This window comes from Aestuariirhabdus haliotis, from assembly GCF_023509475.1.
Classification (GTDB): Bacteria; Pseudomonadota; Gammaproteobacteria; order Pseudomonadales; family Aestuariirhabdaceae; genus Aestuariirhabdus; species Aestuariirhabdus haliotis.
Genome location: NZ_JAKSDZ010000054.1, coordinates 1 through 20,152, shown reverse-complemented (window position 1 = coordinate 20,152; position 20,152 = coordinate 1). Strand labels below are relative to the sequence as shown.

The window sequence follows — 20,152 nt, the reverse complement described above, 5'->3', positions numbered from 1 at the left end:
CGAATAAGAAGGCACTCAGCAATAGGCTATGTGAGCCCTGCTGAATATGAGCGTTTATACGCATAATCTGTGTCTACTTTTCGTGGGTAAGACCAATGCTAAGGAAGCTATGAGTATTACACTAAGATCAATCGGAATATTCGGAATACTAATTTTCGGCATTCTGTTCTCTGTCACCTTTGCATCACCTGAGGTTATTGAAGAGTCAGCTAAAGGATTCGTTAAATACCAAATAGAGAAGGAAGTGAGAGAAAAGCAGCAATTTATAGTAGATTCTAGCATTGCGAATAAAGCACTCAGTATCGCAGAAAGCCTTGGATTAGAATCTGAGAACATACAAGAGGATTTAGAAAACAACCTGCCAGAGAAAATTGCAAGTGTCATTGCCTCTATGTGTGGCTATGATTGTGAAAAGAAAAAAGCATTGGCTCAGTCGATTACGTCGGGATACTTGGATCGGCTCAAGAGCATAAAAATTGCTCAAGATACACTGGGTGATCTAATTAAAGGAAAATACATCGAAATAGTTGGTAACCTGAAATTCGATCTGCGGATATTTCTTGGGTCAAATTTTACAATGTTCTTTATTCTCCTAGTGGTGTCTTTCGCAAAACCACGAGCTATGGCACATTTGTTCTTGCCCGGATTGCTTCTGGTTTTAGCCACAATAATATCCTCGGCAATTTACATATATGGCCAAGATTGGTTTTATACCATTTTGTACAACGATTATATGGGGTTTGGCTATTTGGCGTATATCTCGATTATATTTGGTGTATTAATAGATATCGCCCTAAATAAAGCGCGAGTAACAACCGAGGTAATAAACGGTATCGCCAATGCTTTGGGCTCAGCATTCTCGGTAGCACCGTGCTAGGCGCATTTAACAAGCGCATCTTGCAGTACTTGGGCAAGCTGTCACCTTCTTCGCGCTGCGCGACAAAAAAGTCGCCAGTTCACCCAAGCCGCAAATACGGGCGTTAATGGTACGACAATGTGGAAAAACTACGAAGTAGATGAAAATAAAAAGTACACCGTAGCTATTTGTCAGTCTTCGAGTGGACGACGATACTTTGATTTAGTTCAAGCCGGTGCTTCATATGATAATTCCGACCTAATCTCTATGACGGATATAGTCTCATATGATCTACTTTTTCGAAGGGACTTTGAAGGTATTGTTGATTCGGCCAAATTTATAAACGGTATGAACTTTGGCGTTGACCCACACGGTATATGGCTAACGCAGGAAGAAATATTGGCGTTTCAGAATGGGGTATCTCACGAGAAAACGAATTGGCTCAATGGTTTGCCACCCAATTTTACGCCATGCTAGTAAAAACCATTAACAAGGCAAGTCAAAATCGTAGCACTTCGTGCTACTGGACTCGTGCAAGCGCTCGCCTTTACTTGCGGCGTTAGCTTTGCAGGGTGTTATTTAAGAGGGTGTTCGCTTAAATCGCCAAAAAGCTGGTCGCCAAACCGTGTAATATCAAGTTGATGGTGCGGCCATTGCGTTGCGATACAATCATCGCAAGATTGTCCTGCAGGGCGATCATTTTACCGAACAGTCGCTCAAAGCTCAGGTTGGGATCCGCCGGGTCGAGATGGTTGGTTAATAGCAAGAGCGTACCATTGGTATCCACTCGGGTTTTCAGTCGCCAGGCCAGCACTTCGAGGTTGCGGGCGCTGTTATAGAGCTTTTGTTGATCCAGGGTATCGAGAATAAAAAATTCCTCTTTATTGTCGTAGGCTTGATCCAGCATGCCTGCCAGACCCACCATCACGGCAAACACCCGATCACCCTGATACTCCGGGTCAAGTCCAAGCAGCATCGCATCGATGGATTCCTTGCCGCCGAGCTCATCAAAGATTAACGGTGGAGGGAGGGAAAAAATAAGGTCGATACGGCTTTCGATGGTGGCGTCGGCTGTCTTGCTCAGCTCTCTCGGGTTGCGCAGGTAGAGCTTTTTCATCAGGGACTTGAGCAAGGTATCCAGTTGCTGGATATGGGTGTCGGTGACAAAGTCGAGATCGCGCTTGGCAAGGTTTTCCGGTCGGAACTGTTGATCCGAGGTGCAACCGGCCAAGAGCAGCATGGCCATCCAGCCAAAGAGAGTTTTCCGTAACATGCTGACAGCATAAAGCGCGCGTAGAAAAACTCAACACCCTTGTTCAAATGGCCTGAAAAGTTGGAATCAGGTCTCGATATCGCTCAGTTCACCGCACAGGTTACTCTGGATCTTCTGGCGAATTTTGTCTTCGTCCAGCCCGCAACTAAACAGGTGGTGCAGCTTTGTGAAGGCCGCTTCAAGAGTCATATCACCACCACTGATAACCCCCGCGTTAGCCAGCGCCGAGCCGGTGGCATAACTGCCTTGATGCACGCCACCTTGCAAGCATTGGCTCAGGTTAAGAATGATAATACCTCGTTTATTAGCCCGGGACAGCGCATCCAGTAACGCCGGGTCATTGTCGGGGGCATTACCGACGCCGTAAGTTCTCAGGATCAAACCACGGCAGGATTGTTGGGTGATGGAATCGATCAGGTCGGCTGAAATGCCGGGAAACAGTTGCAGGGGGACGACCTGATGAGTGGCGTAGCTGTCAGGCAGTTCAAATTGGGTGGCCGGTGGGTGTGGTAACAAGACCCGATGATTCAGTTCGATGTGAATGCCAATTTGCGCCAACCAGGGGAAGTTGGGGCTGTCGAAGGCGTCGAAACCGGTGGTTTTGACTTTCAGGCTGCGGTTGCCCCGTAGCAGGCGGCCGTTAAAATAGAGGCACACCTCGGGAATATGGAAGTCACAGGCCAGCTCGATCGCTGTGACCAGATTATCCTGGGCGTCGTTGCGCACTTCGCTCAGCGGTATCTGCGAGCCGGTCACAATAACCGGCTTATCGAGCCCCTGAAGCATAAAGCTGAGCGCGGAGGCGGTATAGGCCATGGTGTCCGTACCGTGCAGCACGACAAAACCATCGTAATCCTGATAGCGATCGACAATGTCTCGGGCCACCCTTAGCCAGTCGGCCGGCACAATGTTGCTGCTGTCGATGGGGGTGGGGTATTCGTGCAGATCGTAGTCAGGCATTTCGCCAGAAAGGCGAGGAGGGATTTTGTCCTCGATCAGGCGAGCGAAACCAGGTTTTAAGACATAGCCATTGGGAGAGCGATGCATGCCGATGGTGCCGCCGGTATAGGCGATGTAGATGCGTTTCTTCACACGAGGTTCCAGGCTGGTTCAGTCGGCACAGTGTAACTGTAGACAATAAAAAACGGCACCCGAAGATGCCGTTTTAGTGATGACGGGTAGCCGGGTATTTGCCCCGGCCGGTCAGGGATTATTGAATAACCCGAATCTCAACCCGTCGATTCTGACGTCTGCCATCGGCAGTGTCATTGCTCACCAGAGGATACTCTTCTCCGAGGCCGATTGATTTCAGGTTGGATGGCTTAACACCTTTACTGATCAGGTAGTCCTGGACGGACTTGGCCCGGCGCATGGACAGGTCTTTGTTATAAGCCTCAGCGCCACGGCTGTCGGTATGACCCACGATCTCGATCTTTACGTCGGGGTAGAGCTTCAGACGATCGGCGGCGTCGTTGAGTATGTCGTCAGAATTACCCGTGAGGTTGGCCGAATTGGTTTCAAAATTGACTCCGCGCAGCAGTGTTGGGCGGGTGGAGTCACAACCAATTTCGTTGACGGTAACACCTGGCTCACTATCGGGACAGAAATCGCGGTCGTCGGGAACACCGTCCTTGTCGCTGTCCATCACAACGGCAGCTACTGGTAAGGGGCATCCTCGTTTATCGACTTTGGTACCGCGTGGGGTATTGGGGCATTGGTCGAGACGATCAACAACACCATCACCATCGCTGTCCAGTTCACAACCCACGGCATCAACTTTGGCTCCCAGTGGTGTCGCAGGGCATTGATCCTGCTCATCCGGTACTCCGTCACCGTCACTGTCGGCGGGTGATTGATCGGTAGCAGCACAAATCAGACCGCCGATAATGGCACCGCCTACGGCACCACCAATGGCGGCGTCGCTGTCATCCGCTGCGCCGGCGATGGCGCCCCCGGCCGCGGCTCCGGCCATAGCACAGTTGCGCCAGTCGTCATACCAGGGGCCACTGGTGGCACAACCTCCGAGAAGAAACAGGGCCAAGGCCGTGAGAAAAAACTTGCTGGATCGCAAAACATCCATAATGAAATCCCTTTTCTATTTTTGTGAATAAATTAAGTGTGTAAGTCTAGATCAATTTTTGTCGACTGTGCTCTCTTGCGCGCCTCAATTTTGCTGGTTATGCTGCCGCCAGTTTTTCGTGGCTCTGGAGACAACATGCGTATTGCGATGATCGCGGCGGTAGCCGAGAACGGCGCTATCGGTATCGATAATAAACTGCCCTGGTATCTGCCGGGAGATCTGCGTTATTTCAAGGCGGTCACCATGGGCAAGCCCATTATTATGGGGCGTAAAACCTTTGATTCCCTACGCAAGCCGCTACCGGGCAGAACTAACATTGTTATCACAAGGGATTCAAATTACCAGCCTGAGGGCGTGAAAGTTGTCCATAGCCTTGATGCGGCGCTCTCTCTTGCGGAAGAGGTCGGTCTCATTAATGGCCTGGACGAGATGATGATCATTGGTGGCGAGCAGATCTATCGACTGGCCATGGAACGGGCCGATCGCCTCTACCTGACAAGGGTCTATCAAAGCTTTGAGGGCGATGCCTGGTTTCCCGAACTGGATCAAACCTGCTGGTCCGAGTCGCAGCGAGAGGATCATTTCAGCGAGGATGAACCGCCGCTGAAATACAGCTATCAGGTACTGGATCGGGTTCAGTAGCAGGGCAGTATTGTGTTCTCTCAGGGGGCTGTGTCGATCGGGACGAGTTGTTTCGCAGCCTGTTGCAGTAGTGCCTGGCTGAACTGTTCGAGTAATGGACTGCGAATATTCCAGTAGTGCCAATAGAGGTCGCTGTGAACTTCGTATCCAGGAGCCAGTTCCTTTAGCAGGCCTTTTTGCAACGGCTCCGCAGCCTGTATTCGTGGCACCAGACTGTAGGCCATGCCCAGTAAGGCGGCATCCAGAAATGCCTGGGTGGAGGGCAATTGGTGGCTGGGGTAGTCGCCGGGCGGTAAAGAAAAATACTGCTGCAGATACCGATCCTGCAGGCGGTCATGGATACTGAAGGTGACTGTGGGTGCGCTGCGCAGGCTCTTTGCATCAACCCCATCTGGAAAGTGGCGCTGGATATATTCGGGGGTAGCCACCGTGATATAGGACATTCTTCCCAGAGCCTCTACCCGGCATCCCTGAATGGCCTCCGGACTGGAGCTGATGCAACCGATTACTCCGCCTTGCCTTAGCATATCCAGGCTGATCTGCTCGTCCTCGCATTGCACGTCCAGCAACAGTTGTTGTTGAAGACACAGGGCTTCAACACTGCTCAGTAACCAGGTGGCCAGACTGTCGGAATTGACCCCGATGGAGAGAGTCTTGAACAGCGAGCCGGCATCCGGGGTCAGTTCATCGACCAGACTCAATTCCAGGGTGTGCACCTGCTGATAATGCTGCAACAAGCGCAGGCCGGCTTCGGTAGCCGAGGGCGGTGTGGAGCGGATCAGCAGCGGACAGGACATGCGCTCTTCAAGCAAGCGTACCCGCTGGGAAATAGCCGACTGGGTAATGTTGAGGTGCAGTGCGGCTTTTTCGAAACCACCGTATTGCAAGACGGCGGCAACCGCCTCCACCAGTTTGTAATCGAGCATAAGTTATATTAATAGTTCATTAGGATTATTAGTTTTAATCTATCATGCATCACCTCTACTCTACAGGGCCACTGACTTTGCGATGCTATTAATGGAGCTACTACTATGAGCGCATACCTGACTGGATTGGGGCTGGGAGCCAGTATGATCATTCCCATTGGTGCCCAGAACACCTACGTTCTGACCAGTGGTATGCGTCGGCGATTTCCTTTCTGGGTCGCCACCCTCTGTGCCTTTTGCGATATTGTGCTGGTCTTTCTGGGGGTGATGGGGGTTGGCACCCTGATCTCCAGTAACCCGCTGTTGATTCAGGCGGCGTGCTGGGGAGGCGCCCTGTTTCTGGCCTGGTATGGTTGGTTATCGCTGCGCAGCGCCATGCAGCCTCACCATATGCGTGAAGCCAGTATGCAGTGGACCAGCCTTAAATCGGTGCTGCTAGGCGCCTTGGCCGTAACCCTGCTCAACCCGCATGTGTATCTGGATACGGTGGTCGTTCTGGGATCTATCGGTGGCCAGTATCCGGCCGGAGATCGACTCTATTTTGCCCTGGGGGCCATGTGTGCATCCATACTCTGGTTCTATAGTCTGGGACTGGGGGCGGCCAAGTTGGCACCCTGGCTGGATCGTCCTCTGGTGTGGAAACTGGTTGATGGGGGAGTATGGCTTTTGATGTGGTTCTTATCCATCAAGCTGGCACTCAAGGGGTTAGAGGTCGCGGGCCTCTAACGCGTTATTGTTTCAGAAGCAAAAAAGGGCGCCTGAGGCGCCCTTTTTGTATGGCATCCATTGGATGCCAGCGGAAGGATTAATCCAGTTGGCTTAGATCGCGCACCCCGCCGCGGTCGGCGCTGGTGGCCAGTGCCGCGTAGGCTTTCAGGGCCGTGCTGACCTTACGTTCGCGAGGCTGGGTGGGTTTCCAGCCATCACGGCCTTTGGCGTCCATGGCAGCGCGGCGGTTAGCCATCTCTTCATCGCTGATCTGCAGGTTGATGGTGCGAGCCGGGATATCAATCAGAATGCTGTCGCCCTCTTCGACCAGGCCAATGGCGCCGCCGGAAGCCGCTTCCGGGGAAACGTGGCCAATCGACAGGCCTGAGGTACCGCCGGAGAAACGGCCGTCGGTCAGCAGTGCACAGACCTTGCCCAGACCTTTGGATTTCAGGTAACTGGTCGGATACAGCATCTCCTGCATACCCGGGCCGCCCTTGGGGCCTTCGTAGCGGATAACGACGACATCGCCGGCCTCCACCTGGTCACCCAGAATACCGCTAACGGCGGCGTCCTGGCTTTCGAAAATGCGGGCACGGCCTTCGAATACAAGAATGCTCTCGTCGACGCCAGCGGTTTTTACCACGCAGCCGTCCTCGGCAATATTACCGCGCAGAACCGCCAGGCCACCTTCCAGGGAGTACGCATGTTCAATATTACGGATACAACCATTGGCACGATCACTATCGAGGGAATCCCAGCGGCAATCCTGACTAAAGGCCTGTTGGGTTGGAATGCCTGCGGGTCCGGCGCTAAACCATTGGTGGGTTTTGGCGTCATCGGTGCGAATAATATCCCACTGGTCGAGGGCGTCTTTCATAGTCGCGCTGTGTACGGTTGGAATGTCGGTATGCAACAAGCCAGCGCGATCCAGTTCGCCCAGGATCGACATAATGCCGCCGGCACGGTGCACGTCTTCCATGTGATACAGGGGCGTATTGGGGGCTACCTTGCACAGCTGGGGTACCTTGCGCGAGAGGCCATCGATCTCGGCGAGGCCGAAATCCAGCTCGGCTTCCTGGGCCGCCGCCAGCAGGTGCAAAATGGTATTGGTGGAACCGCCCATGGCGATATCCAGCGTCATCGCATTCTCGAACGCCTTGTAGCTGGCGATACTGCGCGGCAGCACGCTGGCATCGTCACCTTCGTAGTAACGCTTGGTGATATCGACAATGCGGCGCCCCGCCTCGAGGAACAGCTGTTCACGGTCAGCATGAGTCGCGAGCATGCTGCCGTTACCAGGCAGGGACAGACCCAGGGCCTCAGTCAGGCAGTTCATCGAGTTGGCGGTAAACATACCGGAGCAGGAGCCACAGGTCGGACAAGCGCTGCGCTCATATTCGGCGGCCTCTTCATCGCTGACGTTGGGATCCACGGCAGCAACCATGGCGTCGACCAGATCGAGTTTGACCACATCGCCCGCGAGTTTGGTTTTACCTGCTTCCATCGGGCCACCGGAAACGAACACCGTGGGGATGTTCAGGCGCAAGGATGCCATCAGCATCCCGGGGGTAATCTTATCGCAGTTGGAGATGCACACCAGGGCATCGGCGCAGTGGGCGTTGGCCATGTATTCTACCGAATCGGCAATCACTTCCCGGGACGGCAGGGAGTAGAGCATGCCGTCGTGGCCCATGGCGATGCCATCATCAACGGCGATGGTGTTAAATTCTTTGGCAATACCGCCGGCGGCCTCAATTTCTCGGGCAACCAGTTGCCCCAGGTCTTTCAGGTGAACATGGCCGGGAACGAACTGGGTGAAGGAATTGACTACCGCAATGATGGGTTTGCCGAAGTCCTCTCCCTTGACGCCAGTGGCGCGCCAAAGGGCGCGGGCACCGGCCATATTACGGCCGTGGGTGGATGTCTTGGAACGGTAATCCGGCATGATGACTCCTGGGCGATACAGATCATTTTTATGGCCGCCTAGAATAGCAGGATGCGCAGGGCCGGAAAACCGCGATACCGAACCAGCTGGTGTAGAATGTGGGTCGATCTTCCCCTCTACCCACAAAGGCTATCGATGACCGAAGCGGAATTACTTTTGCGTTGTGACGAACTGGCTGAGCAGGCCCGCTCAACCCAACAACGCCGCTTGCTGGTGTTGTCAGGGAGTCACGACTGGGCGCATACCAGTGCTGAAGCCTGGGTAAATCGAGCGGTGCAGCGCAAGGACAACACCTCGGTGTGCTGGGTGACAGCTTGTGATGATGACCTGCAGTTGTCCTCCAAGCTGAAGGTGATCCAGCCGGGCAAACACCAGGCACTACTGGGTGCGGAGTGCGATCATTTGGTTTTCGATGCCCACACCGGTTTACACCCCGACGCTCTGGGCGCTGCATGCGGGGCGGTAAAAGGTGGCGGCTTGCTGCTGTTGCTGACGCCTCCCCTGACCCAGTGGCCCGATTTCCCCGATCCGGATTATCAACGCCTGGCCGTGTGGCCGGTGCCGGCAGCACAGGTACGTGGGCAATTCTTGCGTTGGCTGAGTCAATCGATTATGCGGGATCCACACCTGATGTTGGTGGAAGAAAAAAAGCCGCTACCTGCTGTATCACCTGTGGAGCGTATTGCTCCGTCACCCTGGCGGGAAGATGACAGTGGCTGCCGAACCGATGATCAGCTGCAGGCGGTGACAATGATTGAGCGGGTCGCCCTGGGTCACCGTCATCGGCCTTTGGTCGTGCGGTCCGACCGGGGCCGCGGCAAATCGACAGCGCTGGGGATTGCCGCGGCGAACCTGCTGTGCGCCGGTAAACAGACCATATTGGTATGTGCGCCCAGACGAACATCCGCCCAGTCCTTGTTTATCGGGGCTCGCCGTCACCTGAGGCTCGAGGGGCAGACTGGTGATATAGAATGGCAAGGTCGTGAAATCCGTTTTTTTGCCCCCGATGAATTGTTGCATCAGTGCCCGAGCGGAGATCTGTTGCTGGTGGATGAAGCGGCCGCGATACCCTCCCCGCTACTCGAAGCCATGCTTGATCAGTACCCGCGCATCGTTTTCGCGACCACCATTCATGGTTACGAAGGCTCAGGCAGAGGCTTCGCACTGCGCTTTCAGAAAGTATTACAACAGCGTACCCCCGATTGGCAGGCGATCACATTAGAGCAGCCGATTCGTTGGGCCGCGCAGGATCCGGTTGAGAACTGGTGTTTTGAGGCTTTGCTACTGAATGCGGACTATGAACTGCATGCGACATCCCGGGATGCTTCAAGCCTGAAGGTCGAACTGGTCAGTCAAGCGGAACTGATTGCCAGCCCGGAAATGTTACGACAGCTATTTGGCTTATTGGTGATGGCGCATTACCGCACCAGCCCGTCCGATTTGCGTCACCTGCTGGATGGCCCCAATCTGAAGATTCTTTTGTTAAGACAGGGCGCGGAGATTCTTGGCGCCGCGTTATTGGCGTTAGAAGGTGGTTTTGATGAGCCTTTGTCACGTGATATCTGGTTGGGGCGCCGCCGGCCACGCGGACATCTGTTGCCTCAGTCCCTGGCAGCCCATGGTGGTCTGTTGCAAGCACCGCTACGGCATTGTGCGCGGGTGGTGCGTATTGCGGTTCACCCTCAGTGTCAGGGGCAAGGCCATGGTAGCCGATTATTGGCGGAGTTAGAGAGCCACGCTCGGGCTCTTGGGTGTGATTATCTGGGCTCGAGTTTTGGCGTCACGGCGCAGTTGTTGCCGTTCTGGTTGCGGGCCGGCTTGAAGCCGCTAAGGCTGGGTATCAGCCGTGACGCCAGCAGCGGGACCTATTCGGTGATGGTGGGTAAGGGATTAAGCGATGCCGGTCAGCAATTGATCGAGCAGTCCCGACGCCGCTTTGCCCGGGAATTTCCACAGCAGTTGGGTGAACATTATGGCGAGCTCGATGCGGATCTGGTGTCGTTATTACTCTCCAGTACTGATACGGAAGTGACTGCAGCGGATGAGCTGGATCATTATTGGCTGGATTTGATCAGTTTTGCCGAGGGGAACCGGTTGTACGAAACCTGCTCCGTACCCTTGCGCCAGGCACTTGAAGGCTGGCTCGAACGGTCCCGGCTGGTTCCGATGGAAGCCCGTGAAGAACAGCTGCTATTCGGTAAGGTGTTGCAACAACAGAGCTGGAAAAGTCTGGCGGCGTTGTATCCCGGAGAAGGGCGTCGCCAGCTACAACAGCGTTTACGAATGCTTTATTCCAGACAGCTGGATCTTCTGTTGCCTGAGCGCTTTTATGAGTTTCGCTCAGCTGTTCGTAATTAGCCCAGCATAAACTACCAGTGCATCGAACAAGTTGCACTGAGTCTTATGTTCGAGGCCGAGAACTCACAGCTGTTTCTCAAACACCTTCGAGTTGCGTTGCAGGTTATAGAGTTCTTTTTTTGCCTCGGGTAATTGTTCTACGTGGATCTCGCGGAAGCCTCGTTCGATAAACCAGTGGGCGGTGCGGGTGGTGAGCACAAACAGGTGCTCGATGCCCTTGCCTCGGGCGAACTCTTCGGCATTTTCCAGCAACAGGTCACCGCGATTACTCTTACGATAATCGGGATGGATCGCAACGCAGGCAAGTTCGGCGCGGCGGGCATCGGTAAAGGGGTGTAGCGAGGCACAGCCAATGATCATGCCGTCCCGCTCCACCACGGTGAACAGGTCGATTTCCCGTTCGAGCTGTTTGCGTGAACGACGAACCAGAACCCCTTGTTCTTCCAATGGTTGAATCAATTCCAGTATGCCGACCACGTCTTCGATGTTGGCCTGGCGAATCTCCTCGTAACCCTCTTTGGCCACCAGGGTGCCTGCGCCGTCGCGGGTAAAGAGTTCTTGCAACAGGGCGCCATCGGTACCATGACCGATAATATGACTACGACTCACACCGCTGGCGCAGGCATCCAGCGCGGCGCGTAATAGCCGGCGCGGTTCGCCCTCGATATCATGGAGTAAGGTGCGGGCCTGGTGAATTCGCATCTGGCGTTGCAGCTCGTTGCTGGTATTGCAAATACCATCGCTTGAGCCATAGAGAATCAATTTCTCGGCTTTCAATGCGGCTGCTGTTGCTGTAGCCACCTGCTCGACAGGCAGGTTAAAGACTTCACCGGTCGGCGAAGAACCGAGGCAGGAGAGCAGAACCACGTAGCCATCATCCAGCAGCTGGGAGATGGCTTCGTGGTCGACGCGGCGTACTTCTCCGGTTTGCTGGAAATCGATACCATCGACTACGCCAAGCGGTTTGGCGGTGACGAAATTACCCGATACCACACGAATGCGGGCGCCGTGCATGGGGGAGTTGGCGAGCCCCATCGACAGCAGCGCCTCAATGCGAATGCGCAGGCTACCGACGGCATCCTTCACGGAATCCAGCACCTCCTTACTGGTCAGTCGCAGGTCATCGTGAAACTCACAGTGGATGCCCCGCTCATTGACTCGTTGTTCAATCTGGGGGCGAGCGCCAAACACCAGCACCAGTCGCACCCCCAGGCTGTTCAGCAGGGCAATATCATGGATGATGTTATCGAAGCCCTCATCGGCCAGGGTCGCGCCCCCCAACTGGATGACGAATGTGCTGCCCCTGTGGGTGTTGATGTAGGGCGATGAGTGGCGGAAAAAATTGACGTATTCGGCGCTGGAAATCTTCACGCTGACGTTCCTGCTCGCATTATTGAGTTGTTATTGCCAAGCATTATACCTGTCCCGCTTGCAGACAGAAGCGGCGGATCAGAGAACGCAGTAGTTCCAGCATGGGAGGAATCCGCTCCAGGGCGAGAAATTCGTCGGGCTGGTGCGCCTGATCAATGTCGCCGGGGCCCAACACCAGAGTGTCCATGCCCATGGCGGAGAAAAACGGCGCTTCGGTGGCAAAGGCCACGGTTTCCGCCGAGTATCCGGTCAGCTGTTCGCAAGCGGTGACCAGTTCGGATGAGGCATCGGTGGCGAAAGGTGAGATGCTGTCGAATATGGGCTCAACCCGAATCTCCACCTGGTCGGCGAGGGCAATCGGTTGCAGGCGCTGGCGGATCATCTCGCGCAGCTCATCAGGCTTCATGCCAGGCAGAGGCCGAAGGTCATATTCCAGCGAGCACTGGCCGCAGATACGGTTGGGATTATCGCCACCGTGCAGGCAGCCCAAATTCAGCGTGGGCACCGGTACCTTGAACAGCTCGTTGCGGTATTGCTGTTGCATCTCACTGCGAAATTGCAGCAGTTCTGCCATCACTCGCTGCATACTTTCGGCTGCGTTTCGGCCCAGCGAGGGATCGCTGGAATGACCGGCCTGCCCCTGTATATGAATGCGCTCCATCATAATGCCCTTGTGCATATGCACCGGCCGCATGCCGGTGGGTTCACCGATCAGGGCAAAGCGGGCTTCGGGTTTGCCGGCATCGGCCAGGGCTCTTGCGCCGGCCATGGAAGATTCTTCATCGGCTGTCGCCAGAATGATCAGTGGCTGTTTGAGCTTATCAAGAGGTATTTCGCGCAGGGCCTCGATGATCAATGGAAAGAAGCCCTTCATATCGCATACGCCGAGACCGTATAAGCGCTGGTCGCGTTCGTTGAGGCGAAACGGATCACTGTTCCAGAGAGATTCATCGCAGGGTACTGTGTCGGTATGGCCTGCCAGCACGAGCCCTCCGGGTCCACTGCCGAGGGTCGCAATCAGATTCGCCTTATGCGGTTGATCGGGAAGCGGTTGGATCTCGATGATGAAGCCGAGGGGTTCCAGCCACTGGGCGAGCTGATCAATCACCGCACGGTTGCTTTGATCGATTTGAGGATTGGTGCAGCTGATAGACGGCAGCTCGATCACTCGAGACAGCAAGGAGATCAGGGAAGGGGATTTAACGGTGGGCATTCTGGGCACCTGTAAGCTCGATCGCCAGGAAGCGGCTGGTTCGATTCAGTGTGCCATAAGCAAGCTTGCCCAGACCAGCGAAGTGATCAGATCAAGTGTTTTAACTGTCTTGGAAATGGGCTGGCCAGCGCAGTCATGCTGCGCTGGCCAGGGTATCAGGAGAACATACCCTTGAAGGTGAAGAAGAACAGAATAGCCAGACCGGCACCTGCCGGTAAGGTCACCACCCAGGACATAAAGATGGTACCGATGACGCGCAAGTTAAGGGCGCCGATGCCTCGTGCAATACCAACACCTAACACAGCACCCACCAAGGTGTGGGTGGTGGAGATCGGCAAGCCGGTACCGGAAGCCAGTACGACGGTCGCGGCAGCTGCCAGCGTTGCGGCAAAACCACGGCTTGGAGTGAGTTCGGTGATGTTGGTACCCACGGTGGCGATGACCTTATGGCCGTACATAACCAAACCGGCCACGATACCGCCACCGCCGAGCAGTAGTACCCAGCTCGGCATGGCGCTCTTGGCGCCGATCACGCCGCCGGAGGCGACCACACTGGATACCGCCGCCAATGGGCCAACGGCATTGGCGACATCGTTGGAACCGTGGGCAAAAGCCATAGCGCAAGCCGTGAACATCATCAGTACGCCAAACAGCTTCTCCACACTGGTGAAGTTGAAATCAACATTTTCGCTGGGATCGAGTTTGATCTTGCGCAGCATGGAGATGCCAATCAGGGTTGCTACGGCAGCTACCCCGGCCGAGATCATCATGTCCTGCAGGAAGCTCAGTTGCAGTGCTTTGAAGGCCGCAATGTGCTTAAGCCCCTTGACCAGAGTCACCATACTGATCAGGAAGGCCACCAGGAAAATATACATGGGCACGTAACGCTGAGCGGCGTCGAAAGGGTTCTTGGTGTTAAGCACCAGCTTCTGCACACTCATAAAGACGAAATAGCCGATGGTGCCAGCCAGCATGGGGGACACAATCCAGCTGGCGGCGATGGTACCGACCTTGCCCCAGGCGACCGCTTCCATAGAGATACCAACCGCGGCAAAGCCCACGATGGCGCCCACGATAGAGTGGGTGGTTGAGACAGGCCAGCCGAAGTGAGTGGCGACCAGCAACCAGATACCCGCCGAAAGCAGTGAGGCGAGCATACCGTAGACCAGCAGCTCAGGCGTGTCCGTCAGTAACGAGGGGTCTATGATGCCTTTGCGTATGGTTGCGGTCACTTCACCACCGGCCAGAAAGGCGCCGGCGAACTCGAAAATGATGGCGATTACGATCGCTTGTTTAACGGTCAGAGCTTTGGAGCCGACGGAAGTCCCCATGGCATTGGCGACATCGTTGGCACCCACACCCCAAGCCATAAAAAAGCCAAAAACGCAGGCCATCGCCAACAGAAGAGTGGCGTGTTCAGCAATAATAGTCATAGTCTGTTACTCGAATTCGTTAACGAGCCAGCAGGAGCTGCAGGCGTGATCCAACACGAGAGGCGCGATCGGCAAGATCACCCACCCAGTCAATGATGCGGTACAGGAACATAACATCTACCGGCGGTAGCTCCTGCTCCATCTTAAACAGCGCGCGACGAATGGCGACCTGGAGGTCGTCGGTATCGCCTTCAATCTTGTCGAGTTCATCGATCATGCTTTCGACGACATTGACTTCACGGCCGCGAAAGCCGGTCTCCAACAGTTCGTCCAGTTCGTGAATGGCTTTTACCGCCTGTGCAGAGGTTTCGATGGAGCGCTCCAGGTAACGGCGGAAGGCGCCTTGCAACGGAGCGGGAATCATCATTTGACGACCCAGCATCAGGCCGGCGATATCCTTGGCGCGGTTGGCCACTTTGTCTTGCACGGTAACGATATCTAGCAGGTCATTGCGGGGTACTGGCAGGAACAGGCTCTTGGGCAGAGACAGGCGAACGTTTTTCTTCAGTCGGTCCGCTTCCTCTTCGTAAGCGGAGATAATGCCCTGCATTCGCTTGGCTTCATCCCAATTCCCCGCCATGGCAGCATCGATGAAGGGTAATAGCTGTTCGGCGCATTCGTGTGCCTTGCTGATGTGCTCCTGGATCGGTCCGATCGGAGAGCGTCCAAACATTCTGGAAAAGGGTGAATTAGCAGCCATAGTAAAGGTCCCTGTGCAAAGTGGGCGCAAGTATACGAATCTGATCAATGGGTGGCCAGTGCAAATATAGCGAGACAGCGACATAGGCTGTCATTTGCAGAACGCCAGTTGTGGTTTTGCGGCTTTTTTACTGGTATCCCAAAGATAGCGCAAGTACCCTTACCCAGGTGGTTTTAGGCTGGATTTTCAAGGAAAACAAAAGCATGGCGTTGGAAACGGAACTGAAGTTGTTATTGCCGCCGGATCAATGTGAGCTCGTGCGTACCCACACTCTGTTCTCTGGTGATGCGGCCTGCTATCAGGGCCGGCAACGGCTGTTGAACTGCTATTACGATACTCCCCAGTTTGATTTGCGCGCCAATCGGGTTGCATTGCGAGTACGACATCACGAGTCCGGCTATATTCAGACCCTGAAAACCAGCGGCGAACGTAGCGCCGGGCTCAGCCGAAGGCAAGAATGGGAGTGGCCACTGGAAAGCGAACAGCTCGACCTGGAGCTGCTCGATGAGCAACATTGGCCTCTCGATGAACGCATCAAGGCCAATCTATTGCCCTGTTTTAACACCGATTTTGAGCGTGAATGCTGGCTGCTGGAATGGACCGGGGATGTCCATGGCACGATTGAAGTGGCTCTGGATCAAGGGCAGGTGATGGCGGCGGGACAACAGCTTCCTATTTGCGAGCTGGAGTTGGAGCTTAAGGGAGGTAAGGAAGAGGCATTGCAAGAGGTCGCTGATCTACTGGTCCAAACGATTTCCCTGACCCCGAGCGATATCAGTAAAGCACAACGGGGCTATCGCTTGATGGGGCTATCGGTATGAACCTTCCGGTTGCTGAGCAATCCCTCGACCTGCAATCTGTGGTGCGGCAGTTGTTGCAGAAAAACCTGCTGACGCCTGATCAGGCCGATGAGGTACTGGCCCGGCCCCGGGCCGCTAATCAGACCAGCTTGCACCCGCTGGAATATATTGCCGGCCACAATTTCCAGCGCCACGATGGCAGTAATCGCCTGATGGATCTGGAGTACCTGAGCCAGTGGCTAGCCGACTGGTCGGGACAGACGCTCTATCATATAGATCCGCTTAAAGTGGAAGTGCAAAAAGTGATGCCGTTGATGTCCCAGGCGTTTGCCGAGCGGCATCAGATTCTGGCTCTGGAAATGGATGATGAAACCGTCACCATCGCCAGTGCCCAGCCCTTTGTCCGCGCCTGGGAAGAGAACTTACGCCATGTGTTGCGCCGGGATATCAAGCGGGTGGTTGCCAACCCCTCAGATATTCGACGTTATTCAGCCGAGTTTTTTAAACTGTCCAATTCGGTCAGTCATGCAGTAGGTGAGGACGGTGGCCATGGTCGTACGCTGGGCAATTTTGAGCAGTTGCTCGAGCTTGGCAACATACAAGCACCGGATGCCAACGATCAGCATATTGTGAATATCGTTGACTGGTTACTGCAGTATGCCTTTGAGCAGCGGGCCAGTGATATCCATATTGAGCCCCGGCGCGATCAGGGTAAGGTACGTTTCCGGATCGATGGTGTATTGCATAATGTTTATGAGTTCCCTGCTCGAGTGAATGCGGCAGTGACCAGCCGCATTAAAATTCTTGGCCGCATGAATGTGGCGGAAAAACGCAAACCCCAGGATGGGCGCCTGAAAACCAAAAGCCTCGAGGGCAATGAAGTCGAATTGCGGCTGTCGACCCTGCCGACCGCGTTTGGTGAAAAAATGGTAATGCGGGTTTTCGACCCGGATGTGCTGCTTAAGAGCTTTTCTGAATTGGGCCTGGGGCGTGATGATAACGCCCGCTGGCAAGGCATGATCAATCAGCCCAATGGTATTGTGCTGGTCACCGGACCCACCGGTTCGGGCAAAACCACAACACTGTATTCTTCACTGAAGGCACTGGCGACCCCCGAGGTGAACGTCTGTTCGATTGAAGACCCGATAGAAATGGTGGAGCCGGCGTTCAACCAGATGCAGGTGCATCACTCGATCGGGCTCGACTTTGCCAGTGGCGTACGGGCGCTGATGCGACAAGACCCGGATATCATCATGATCGGTGAGATTCGTGATCTGGAAACCGCCGAGATGGCCATGCAGGCGGCTTTGACCGGACACCTGGTGATCTCCACTCTGCACACAAACGACGCCCCCTCGGCGGTCAGTCGTTTGCTGGAGCTGGGTATACCGCCCTATATGGTCAAATCTACGATTAACGGAGTGATGGCGCAGCGACTGGTGCGAACGCTGTGTCCTCTGTGCAAGGAAGCCGGCGAAGTTGATGAATCTGTCTGGAAAAGTCTGACTCGGCCCTGGAAACTGGCGGCGCCGAAAGAGGTTTTTGAGCCTGTCGGGTGCGATGAATGCCGCCATACCGGTTATCGTGGTCGAGCGGGTGTCTATGAAATTATGCCGCTAGTGGATAATTTGAAAGATTTAGTGGATGAGCGCTGTGATTTGGTGGCCTTACGCCGACAAGCGTTCAGGGAAGGCATGAAGAGCCTGCGACTCAGTGGCGCACAAAAGGTGGCTCAGGGATTAACCACCGTTGCCGAGGTGCTACGGGTGACACCGGAGCAAGAACGAGAGAAAGGTTCATCTCCCGGGCTATAATGGTCTTATAGTCAGGAATTAAAGACACCTGATCATAATAATCAGCGAGATTTGGCGATGCATTGATCATTGCCGATATAATGATGAGAACCGATGCCAGACAGATTGATACAACAGTGAGTACTATTGAATCGTGCTACCAACCGGTCACTGATACAGTCGTATGGTCAAGACGAAGGAGCTGCGGATGATTAAACGGACCTTATTGCTCGTGCTATTCAGCATGATGCCGGTAATGCCGGTACAAGCCTTATCCCCGGAAATGGAGATGGACCGTTATCTGTTGGCCGCACAGCGACATGTCAGGCTGGGGAACTTTCGTGAGGCAGAGCGCTATTTGCAGCGGGCGGTAGCCTTGCAATTAACGCCTCCACCAGAGTTTTACTTCGTCTACGGTGAAGTGCTGCATCACAATGGCAAGCTGCAGTTGGCAAAAGAGACGTTGGAAAAATATCTGCAGCAGACCAGCAAGGATGGTGAGTATTATCGCGATTCCCTGGAGCTGTTAACGCTGATTGAAGAGGCTGAGATAAAACCTCTCACCGAACCGCAACCCGATAAAGCCTCAGTCATTGATGTCTCAACATCCGATAGAAATGCCTGGATTGAGCAACTTAAAGAACTGTATCTGACCGATTCAGAGCAAGAAGCGTTGTTGCTGCACGCCAACGGTTTGTTGAGGAACTTTGTCTTGCGTGATAGCCAAGTGCTCAATCTGGATAAGACCGATGATCATCTCTATCAGCTTTCCGTACCTCAGCGTGGAGAGTTGCTGGTTACGTTGCGTCGTGCCGGTGACGGTGGTTATCAGTACAGCAACAACAAACTAAGCGTATTTGGTGTGAATCCCTACATCGAAGCTCGCTGCGATCGCAGTAAGAATCGCTGTGAAGTGACCCATCCTGTCAGTGGAAAACTCTGGTTGGAAATTCGTCGGGATGATAAAGCTGCAGCCGAATTGGCGAAAAGTATTACCGCTCTGATTAAACATTTGCAGGGTTAAGCGATGATGGCATTTGAGCCTCGTTTGGTAGCGGCGATTCCTGCGTTGGCTCCCCTGTTGGAAGACGCGGTGGCCGCAAGTGTACTTAACGAGGCTGCTGTCGTTGAAATGCCTGCTCACACAACCCTGTTTCGCCAGGGGGATACTTGTGAAAACTATCTGGTCCTGATCCAGGGCTCTGTGAAGGTGTTTGCCCGTTCCGAGCAGGGGCGGGAAATTGTCCTTTATCATATTGGTAGAGGCGGCTCCTGCGTGCTAACTACTTCCTGTCTCTTTGCCAAGTCGCCTTACCCTGCCGAAGGTGTCAGTGAAACGTCGATCAAAGCCATTGCTATTCCTGCGAAAACCTTCGAGCGTGCGATAGCGCAGTCGGAAGCTTTACGAGATTTTGTGTTTACTACATATAGTGAGCGTTTATCTCGTTTGATTGCTTTGGTGCAGCAGATAGCCTTTGATCGTATCGATGTTCGCCTGGCGCGCTATTTGATCAGGTGTTCAGATTCGACCTTGTTTGCAACCCACCAGGAACTTGCTGAGGAGCTGGGTACGGCTCGCGAAGTGGTCAGTCGCCATCTTAAAGAGTTTGAGTCCAGAGGGTGGTTGGCGCTGGGGCGTGGAAAAATTGATGTGATTGATGCCAAAGGACTTGAGTTACGCATCGAAGAGCTTTTGTCGAACTGATCGGTTCCCAGAACTAATATTTATCGTGCTGTCATCTTACAATCGATAAACAGTCTTTTAGTGTGAGAAAGTCACTGAGGTAATTCATTGAAATCCCTATGCTGCTAACTGAACAGATAACTGGCTAAGGGCACCTCTGATTAATTCAGATGAACTCTGGCTTTCAGGCGAATTCAGAATCGCGACGCGCCTTTGCAGTAAGGTCGAGACCTTTCAAAAATGCGTAACAAAGAGGCTGGATTCGCCCGAAGGCCCCGTAGGGCGGTCCTAAAAATGGTTTTTCTCGGTGTTGAAGCCCTTGTCCAGGTCTCGACATGAACGGTGAGCTTCGCCTTGATAAAAACCA

Annotated in this window: 17 protein-coding genes; 8 read left to right on the top strand and 9 right to left on the bottom strand. The window is 54.1% G+C overall.

What is annotated here, in order from left to right; genetic code table 11:
• Positions 1-109: 109 nt before the first annotated feature.
• Entirely contained in the window at positions 110-877 is a 768-nt protein-coding gene (locus tag MIB40_RS17565) for a hypothetical protein (protein ID WP_249696804.1), read from the top strand.
• Positions 878-1,451: 574 nt separating this feature from the next.
• Here MIB40_RS17565 and MIB40_RS17560 read toward each other — a convergent pair.
• The 3 genes from MIB40_RS17560 to MIB40_RS17550 all read right to left on the bottom strand — a co-directional run bounded on the left by MIB40_RS17560 (position 1,452) and on the right by MIB40_RS17550 (position 4,209).
• Positions 1,452-2,129, bottom strand: coding sequence for a hypothetical protein (locus MIB40_RS17560; protein ID WP_249696803.1), 678 nt, complete (start codon positions 2,127-2,129; stop codon positions 1,452-1,454).
• A gap of 66 nt (positions 2,130-2,195) precedes the next feature.
• On the bottom strand, positions 2,196-3,221 hold the full coding sequence (gene ansA, locus MIB40_RS17555; protein WP_249696802.1) for an asparaginase: 1,026 nt from the start codon (positions 3,219-3,221) through the stop codon (positions 2,196-2,198).
• A gap of 118 nt (positions 3,222-3,339) precedes the next feature.
• Positions 3,340-4,209, bottom strand: a complete 870-nt coding sequence (locus MIB40_RS17550) for an OmpA family protein (protein ID WP_249696801.1) — start codon at positions 4,207-4,209, stop codon at positions 3,340-3,342.
• Between the two features lie 135 nt (positions 4,210-4,344).
• On the opposite strand from MIB40_RS17550, the gene MIB40_RS17545 reads away from it, so the two are divergent.
• On the top strand, positions 4,345-4,851 hold the full coding sequence (locus MIB40_RS17545) for a dihydrofolate reductase (protein ID WP_249696800.1): 507 nt from the start codon (positions 4,345-4,347) through the stop codon (positions 4,849-4,851).
• A gap of 20 nt (positions 4,852-4,871) precedes the next feature.
• Here MIB40_RS17545 and MIB40_RS17540 read toward each other — a convergent pair whose 3' ends face one another.
• Entirely contained in the window at positions 4,872-5,777 is a 906-nt protein-coding gene (locus tag MIB40_RS17540) for a LysR family transcriptional regulator ArgP (protein WP_249696799.1), read from the bottom strand.
• 105 nt (positions 5,778-5,882) lie between these two features.
• Between MIB40_RS17540 and MIB40_RS17535 the strand changes: the two genes are divergently transcribed.
• Positions 5,883-6,503 carry a LysE/ArgO family amino acid transporter gene (locus MIB40_RS17535; RefSeq protein ID WP_249696798.1) on the top strand — a complete coding sequence of 207 codons (621 nt, stop codon included), beginning with the start codon at positions 5,883-5,885 and terminating at the stop codon, positions 6,501-6,503.
• 79 nt (positions 6,504-6,582) lie between these two features.
• Here the strand turns inward: MIB40_RS17535 and ilvD are convergent, their stop codons facing one another.
• Positions 6,583-8,433 (bottom strand): dihydroxy-acid dehydratase, encoded by a 1,851-nt coding sequence (ilvD, locus tag MIB40_RS17530; RefSeq protein WP_249696797.1) that lies wholly within the window; start codon positions 8,431-8,433, stop codon positions 6,583-6,585.
• Between the two features lie 96 nt (positions 8,434-8,529).
• Between ilvD and MIB40_RS17525 the strand changes: the two genes are divergently transcribed.
• A complete protein-coding gene (locus tag MIB40_RS17525; RefSeq protein WP_249696796.1) occupies positions 8,530-10,791 on the top strand; it encodes a tRNA(Met) cytidine acetyltransferase TmcA in 2,262 nt (753 codons plus the stop codon).
• A 63-nt stretch (positions 10,792-10,854) separates the two neighbouring features.
• On the opposite strand, the gene argA is transcribed toward MIB40_RS17525, so the two are convergent.
• The 4 genes from argA to MIB40_RS17505 form a co-directional block, all read right to left on the bottom strand.
• The gene (gene argA / locus MIB40_RS17520; RefSeq protein WP_249696795.1) at positions 10,855-12,162 is read right to left on the bottom strand and encodes an amino-acid N-acetyltransferase; all 1,308 of its coding nucleotides are present in this window, start codon (positions 12,160-12,162) and stop codon (positions 10,855-10,857) included.
• Positions 12,163-12,205: 43 nt separating this feature from the next.
• Positions 12,206-13,375 carry an acetylornithine deacetylase gene (gene argE, locus MIB40_RS17515; RefSeq protein WP_249696794.1) on the bottom strand — a complete coding sequence of 390 codons (1,170 nt, stop codon included), beginning with the start codon at positions 13,373-13,375 and terminating at the stop codon, positions 12,206-12,208.
• A gap of 155 nt (positions 13,376-13,530) precedes the next feature.
• On the bottom strand, positions 13,531-14,808 hold the full coding sequence (locus MIB40_RS17510; protein WP_249696793.1) for an inorganic phosphate transporter: 1,278 nt from the start codon (positions 14,806-14,808) through the stop codon (positions 13,531-13,533).
• A 19-nt stretch (positions 14,809-14,827) separates the two neighbouring features.
• The gene (locus MIB40_RS17505; protein WP_249696792.1) at positions 14,828-15,508 is read right to left on the bottom strand and encodes a TIGR00153 family protein; all 681 of its coding nucleotides are present in this window, start codon (positions 15,506-15,508) and stop codon (positions 14,828-14,830) included.
• Between the two features lie 203 nt (positions 15,509-15,711).
• Between MIB40_RS17505 and MIB40_RS17500 the strand changes: the two genes are divergently transcribed.
• The 4 genes from MIB40_RS17500 to MIB40_RS17485 all read left to right on the top strand — a co-directional run bounded on the left by MIB40_RS17500 (position 15,712) and on the right by MIB40_RS17485 (position 19,806).
• Positions 15,712-16,329 (top strand): CYTH domain-containing protein, encoded by a 618-nt coding sequence (locus MIB40_RS17500; protein WP_249696791.1) that lies wholly within the window; start codon positions 15,712-15,714, stop codon positions 16,327-16,329.
• The gene (locus tag MIB40_RS17495; protein ID WP_249696790.1) at positions 16,326-18,122 is read left to right on the top strand and encodes a GspE/PulE family protein; all 1,797 of its coding nucleotides are present in this window, start codon (positions 16,326-16,328) and stop codon (positions 18,120-18,122) included. The genes MIB40_RS17500 and MIB40_RS17495 overlap by 4 nt, the downstream gene beginning before the upstream one ends.
• A gap of 187 nt (positions 18,123-18,309) precedes the next feature.
• Entirely contained in the window at positions 18,310-19,125 is an 816-nt protein-coding gene (locus MIB40_RS17490) for a tetratricopeptide repeat protein (RefSeq protein ID WP_249696789.1), read from the top strand.
• A 3-nt stretch (positions 19,126-19,128) separates the two neighbouring features.
• Complete coding sequence (locus MIB40_RS17485) at positions 19,129-19,806, top strand: Crp/Fnr family transcriptional regulator (RefSeq protein WP_249696788.1); 678 nt, start codon at positions 19,129-19,131, stop codon at positions 19,804-19,806.
• The last annotated feature ends 346 nt before the right edge of the window (positions 19,807-20,152 follow it).

Coding starts and splice junctions, on each gene's coding strand:
- MIB40_RS17510 (WP_249696793.1), bottom strand. CDS start 14,808: ATGACTATTATTGCTGAACACGCCACTCTTCTGTTGGCGATGGCCTGC.
- MIB40_RS17560 (WP_249696803.1), bottom strand. CDS start 2,129: ATGTTACGGAAAACTCTCTTTGGCTGGATGGCCATGCTGCTCTTGGCC.
- MIB40_RS17565 (WP_249696804.1), top strand. CDS start 110: ATGAGTATTACACTAAGATCAATCGGAATATTCGGAATACTAATTTTC.
- MIB40_RS17540 (WP_249696799.1), bottom strand. CDS start 5,777: ATGCTCGATTACAAACTGGTGGAGGCGGTTGCCGCCGTCTTGCAATAC.
- MIB40_RS17535 (WP_249696798.1), top strand. CDS start 5,883: ATGAGCGCATACCTGACTGGATTGGGGCTGGGAGCCAGTATGATCATT.
- MIB40_RS17500 (WP_249696791.1), top strand. CDS start 15,712: ATGGCGTTGGAAACGGAACTGAAGTTGTTATTGCCGCCGGATCAATGT.
- MIB40_RS17545 (WP_249696800.1), top strand. CDS start 4,345: ATGCGTATTGCGATGATCGCGGCGGTAGCCGAGAACGGCGCTATCGGT.
- ilvD (WP_249696797.1), bottom strand. CDS start 8,433: ATGCCGGATTACCGTTCCAAGACATCCACCCACGGCCGTAATATGGCC.
- MIB40_RS17490 (WP_249696789.1), top strand. CDS start 18,310: ATGATTAAACGGACCTTATTGCTCGTGCTATTCAGCATGATGCCGGTA.
- MIB40_RS17505 (WP_249696792.1), bottom strand. CDS start 15,508: ATGGCTGCTAATTCACCCTTTTCCAGAATGTTTGGACGCTCTCCGATC.
- MIB40_RS17525 (WP_249696796.1), top strand. CDS start 8,530: ATGTGGGTCGATCTTCCCCTCTACCCACAAAGGCTATCGATGACCGAA.
- argE (WP_249696794.1), bottom strand. CDS start 13,375: ATGCCCACCGTTAAATCCCCTTCCCTGATCTCCTTGCTGTCTCGAGTG.
- MIB40_RS17485 (WP_249696788.1), top strand. CDS start 19,129: ATGATGGCATTTGAGCCTCGTTTGGTAGCGGCGATTCCTGCGTTGGCT.
- MIB40_RS17495 (WP_249696790.1), top strand. CDS start 16,326: ATGAACCTTCCGGTTGCTGAGCAATCCCTCGACCTGCAATCTGTGGTG.
- MIB40_RS17550 (WP_249696801.1), bottom strand. CDS start 4,209: ATGGATGTTTTGCGATCCAGCAAGTTTTTTCTCACGGCCTTGGCCCTG.